Origin of the sequence: Candidatus Frankia alpina, assembly GCF_902806485.1 — a bacterium.
In the GTDB taxonomy this organism is placed as follows: domain Bacteria; phylum Actinomycetota; class Actinomycetes; order Frankiales; family Frankiaceae; genus Frankia; species Frankia alpina.
Genome location: NZ_CADCWT010000307.1, coordinates 1 through 4916, shown reverse-complemented (window position 1 = coordinate 4916; position 4916 = coordinate 1). Strand labels below are relative to the sequence as shown.

Here is a 4916-nt window from a genome sequence, read left to right as displayed (position 1 = left end):
CGAAAGTGCCATCGCGGGCGACCCTCGACACGCGCGGTGTCCATCAGATTGTGCATCGGCACGCCCCGGACGCCGCCGGCGCGGCCTGCGCGCCAGCCACGGGTGCCGGCCTAGCCGCCTGAGCAGGGAATACGCCGGGATTCCGGCCGGACCGCAGCGAGCCGTACCGCGGAGCAGGGGATGCTAGCCCGTCCGTCGATTACCACAGGCAGCTATCCCGGCCGGACTTTCGCCCCTATCGCCGGGCGTCGGCCACAAAATGTAGGATGTTCATGTCGATCAGTCATCGACGCTCGGGCCGGGGGGCAATTTCCGGCCGTATTGACTCCTCAGGGTGGCCCACGAGACGTCCGCACGGCCACGGATCCCATATTTCGCGGTTTCCGACAATCGGAGGACGACGGCGTGACCAACAACGCCGCGGCAGCTCAGCCGCTGCACGTTCAGGGTCGAGATGCAGTGATCGCAGCATCGCAGGGCATGACATGGCGTGATGGAGAGCCACCGGATTATCACCTGTCCCACCAGAACATGCCGGAGGAACGCTCCGTGCATCACGAGCCCGGTTCGCTCGCGGACATCGTGGAGCGGGTCGTGCAGGTCTTCGAGATGGAGCTGTCACACAAGAAGAACCCCTCCGAATGGGTAAGCATGGTCGCCGACAAAGTCAAGGTCAGCGTCAATGGCGGCCCGCGGGTAGGCGCCGCCGAGCTGGCCGAGCGGGGCAGCTACAACGTCCTGATCGGGGAGAACCCGTACTACTCGGCCAACGACGAGTCCTTCGAGTCGTCGCACGACGTGTTCCACGAGGCATTCCCCGGCGGTTTCTTCTGGGAGGTCCTGGAGGTCTACTCGCCGCCGCCCGTGATCGCTTTCAAGTGGCGGCACTGGGGTACCTTCAGCGGCCCCTACAAGGGAGTCGAGCCGACCGGCGAGCGTATTGAGATGTACGGCGTGACGGTGGCCCACGTGACCGACGACCTCCACCTCACCGAAACTCAGCACTTCTACGACGACACCGATTTCCTCGGGCAGCTCGCCCGCGGGCAGCTCGCGCCCAACCCGCGCGCCCACCAGTAGGAACCGCACCGTCGGCCGCCGCGGGCGTCCTGGGCGGATCGGACCGGCGGCGCCGCCACACGCGGCGCCGCCGGCAACGGCCTTGGGCAGGTTCGCCGCCGGGAGACTCACCGGCCCCGACCGCCCGCGGGGCCGCCGACACCAGGCGAGCGCGACCTGCGCCGCGTTCGCGTCGTGCGCGGCGGCGATGGTGTCGAGCACCGCGCCGAGACGCTCGCCGACCAGCACCGGCGCCCACGGCAGGAACCCGAGCCCGTCGCGCTCGCAGACGGCCAGCACCGCCTCCGCCGCCCGGTCCCCGGCGTTGTAGCGGTTTTGCACGCTGACCACGTCGGCGAGCGAACGGGCCAGGGCGAGCTGCGCGGGCGTCACGTTCGACACGCCGATGTGGCGGACCTTGCCCTCGCGCTGGAGATCGACGAACGCCCCCACGGTGTCCTCGTAGGGCACCTGTGGGTCGGGGACGTGCACCTGGTAGAGATCGATGGCCTCGACCCGCAGCCGGCGCAGGCTCGTCTCGCACTCGGCCCGGATGTGCTCGGGGCGGCCCAGCGGCGGCAGGCTGGTCGCCCCCGCAGCGACCTTCCCGGGCCGGAAGCCCGCCTTCGTCGTGATGAGCAGGTCGTCGGGATACGGGTGCAGTGCCTCGGCGATGATCTCCTCGGATTCGCCGTAGCCGTAGATGTTGGCGGTGTCGATCAGGTTGACGCCGCGCTCGTACACCCGGCGGGTGAGCGCGACGGCCTCCGCGCGGTCGCGGACCCCCTCGGTGTTGCGCGCGCCGGAGATCCGCATCGCGCCGAAGCCAAGGCGGCGCACGGTGTGGCCGGCCAGGCGGAACGTGCCGGTCGTGGTGTCGTCGAGGGTGCGGTGTGCCATGTCTCGACCACTTGCCTCTCGCTGGTGGGCTGTCGGCGGGACCTCGCACGCCAGAAACGGTCGGTCGGGCTCACGCTGCGCCTACCAGGCGATCCGCGCAGGTGGCAGGTAGGAGGTAGGAGGTAGGAGGGATCGGTCCCAAATGCCGCGGGATCGTCCTCCGAAAGCGGCACCGACCGGTCCGATGTGGGACCGTGGATCAGGTGGCCGATGGATCGTTCGCCAGCTCGCGCGGCCTGCGCGGGGTCCCGGTGCGGTTGCCCTCAGCGGCGCCGTCGGGCCGGCCTGCGCGGCAAGGAGCGGGGTTCCTGAGGCCACAGGATGCACACCGCCATTAGAACACTAAGTTAGCTATTACACCGCAGGCTTCAGGGCGGAACCGGCCTCCACCGAGGCGCAAGCCAAGGTTACATAGTTTACTATCTGTACTTTGTGGTGGTCGGACCGTCCCGTTGCGCAGCCAGGCCGGCCCCCGGGCCACCGTTCTTCCGAGAGGAACTCACGTGCAGATCGCGGATTCAGTCGCAGTGGTGACCGGCGGGGCGTCCGGCCTCGGCCTCGCCACCGCCACCCGGCTCGTCGACGCCGGCGCGAGCGTCGTCCTGCTCGACCTCCCGAGCTCCAACGGCGCCGCGGTCGCGGAGAAGTTCGGCAACGCCGTGCGCTTCAGCCCGGGCGACGTCACCTCCCCCGCGGACGTCACCGCCGCGCTGGACGCGGCCGCCGAGCTCGGCCCGCTGCGGATCGCCGTCAACTGCGCGGGCATCGGCAACGCCGCCAAGACCCTGGGCAAGGAGGGGCCGTTCCCGCTGGAGATCTTCGAGCGGGTCATCCGGGTGAACCTGATCGGCTCGTTCAACGTCATCCGGCTCGCGGCGGAGCGGATCAGCAAGGCCGAGGAGACCGAGGGCGAACGCGGCGTCATCATCAACACCGCGTCGGTGGCGGCGTTCGAGGGCCAGATCGGCCAGGCCGCCTACTCCGCCTCCAAGGGCGGCATCGTCGGCATGACCCTGCCGATCGCCCGTGACCTGGCCAACCTGAAGATCCGCGTGGTCACCATCGCCCCCGGCCTGTTCGACACCCCGCTGCTCGCCTCCCTGCCGGAGGCCGCCCGCATCTCCCTCGGCCAGCAGGTGCCGCACCCCTCCCGGCTGGGCTCCCCCGACGAGTACGGCCTGCTCGCCACCCAGATCATCGCCAACCCGATGCTCAACGGCGAGACGATCCGCCTCGACGGCGCGATCCGGATGGCGCCCAAGTAGATTGCCAGCCCCCGCCGAGCGACCCCCGGCGCGGCCGCGCACATGCGACCGCCCCGGGGGGGCGATCCGGCCGAGATCCGCCGGCCGCCGGGAACACCGTCCCAGCGGGAACGGATCTGGCGCCTCTGCCTCTGCCTGTGTCAGCGCCAGACGCATAAGTCCGACTCATCCTCGTTGCCCTGGGTAGTCGTCCACTGATCCCTTCGGCGCCGCACGGCCACTGCCGCCCGCCTGTCCGCCTGGTTTGCTGCCAGATTACGGTCAGATGGTGCCGAGGTTTGGTCACGGTTTTTCGGCCCAGAACCGTAGCTACGCCTCGGCACGATTCCGTACGTGATTGATCACAGAAAGATGCGAAGGGTAGGGGGGCGAGTGGGCACACCGAACCACGAACCCCTAGGAGATCCGGCCGAACCAGGCCAGCGGCGCGTTGCCGAGCACGACCGCCGGCGGGGCGTCCCGGCACCGGTCGAGGGACACACGACCACCCCAGGCGGCGAGGCCCACGCCGACCAGACGAAGACGCCGAACGCCAGCAGCAGCCGGAAGGCGCGCCGCACGTAGAACCGGGCCAGCCAGACAATGCGGTCCCGTTCGGCCCGGCGTCGACGCACCCGCGGCCCGACACGGCGACCGGTTGTGTGCGACGCGAGCCGCACTCCGACGTTACGTCACCATGGAACGGGCCCGTTCCGGGCCAGCGCAAGGCCTACCGCATCACCGACGCGGGGCTGACCGAGGTGCGCCGCTGGCTCACCGACGACGAGGTCGACCACACGCTGCGGATGGAACCGCTGCTGCGGTCGGTCTTCTTCTGGCTGATGAAGCCGGCGGACCTCGCCGCCCATCTGGAGCGCGAACGACAGTACTACAGCGGCACGGCCGCTGCGATGCGCACGTACGCCGGGGCCAAGGACCGCGGCGAGTTCGGCACGAGCGAGCAGACCCGGTCGCTGCGGATCGCCGCGGAGGCCGGCATCCGCCTGTTCGAGGCTCTCGCCGAGTGGGCGAGCTGGGCCGAGCAGTACGCCGCCGAGCACCTCGCCGACCACCCTGCCGGGCCGCCCGGGCCACGAACCGGCATGACCGGCCAGACCTGACCGCCGCTGTGCTGTGCCGGACATCTCGCCCCGAGTGCGGGCATCCGGGCGTCCGAGCAGGCAAAGGTGGAGTGGGAGACCACGACGCCGGGCGCGCGGCCTGGGAACGGAGGGGCACGGTGGCAGACGGGAGAGATTTCGGCAGCGCCGAGAGGCTGGCCGAGGAACACCTCGAGTTCGTCGGCCTGATCGAGGCACTGCGCGCAGCGCAGGACACGATCACCGGCGCCCACCCGCCCGAGGAGGTGGCCCGCAAGGCCCGGGAGGCGCTGGAGGAGGCGACCCGGCTGCTCGCCCCGTTCACGGTGGGCGAGAGTGAGCAGCTCGCCGGCTACCTGACCTCGGTTCCCGGGCACACCCAGGCCCTGGCGCCGGTGATCCACGTCGACGACAGCAGTACCGACCACGTGCGGGGCCGCGTGACGTTCGGGCGCTACTACCTGGGCGGCAACAGCGCGGCGCACGGCGGCAGCATCCCGTTGTTCTTCGACGACGTGCTGGGCCGGCTGGCGAACCTCGGCGGGCGGGGCACCTCCCGCACCGCCTACCTCCACGTCAACTATCGCAAGATCACACCGGTCGGCCCGGAGCT

General features: G+C 70.3%; 4 protein-coding genes and 1 pseudogene. 4 read left to right on the top strand and 1 reads right to left on the bottom strand.

Features of this window, described 5'->3' with window-relative positions; genetic code table 11:
- The first annotated feature begins 480 nt into the window (after positions 1-480).
- A complete protein-coding gene (locus G6R25_RS28210) occupies positions 481-1080 on the top strand; it encodes a nuclear transport factor 2 family protein (protein WP_235949377.1) in 600 nt (199 codons plus the stop codon).
- A gap of 198 nt (positions 1081-1278) precedes the next feature.
- On the opposite strand, the pseudogene G6R25_RS21470 reads toward G6R25_RS28210, so the two are convergent.
- Positions 1279-1959, bottom strand: a pseudogene (locus G6R25_RS21470) (aldo/keto reductase); the annotation flags it as partial.
- Positions 1960-2462: 503 nt separating this feature from the next.
- Here G6R25_RS21470 and G6R25_RS21465 point away from each other — a divergent pair.
- The 3 genes from G6R25_RS21465 to G6R25_RS21455 all read left to right on the top strand — a co-directional run.
- Entirely contained in the window at positions 2463-3224 is a 762-nt protein-coding gene (locus tag G6R25_RS21465) for a 3-hydroxyacyl-CoA dehydrogenase (protein ID WP_163554350.1), read from the top strand.
- Between the two features lie 641 nt (positions 3225-3865).
- The gene (locus G6R25_RS21460) at positions 3866-4324 is read left to right on the top strand and encodes a hypothetical protein (RefSeq protein ID WP_235949376.1); all 459 of its coding nucleotides are present in this window, start codon (positions 3866-3868) and stop codon (positions 4322-4324) included.
- A gap of 119 nt (positions 4325-4443) precedes the next feature.
- The coding region (locus G6R25_RS21455) for a hotdog family protein (protein WP_163554349.1) at positions 4444-4916 on the top strand (473 nt) is incomplete at its 3' end.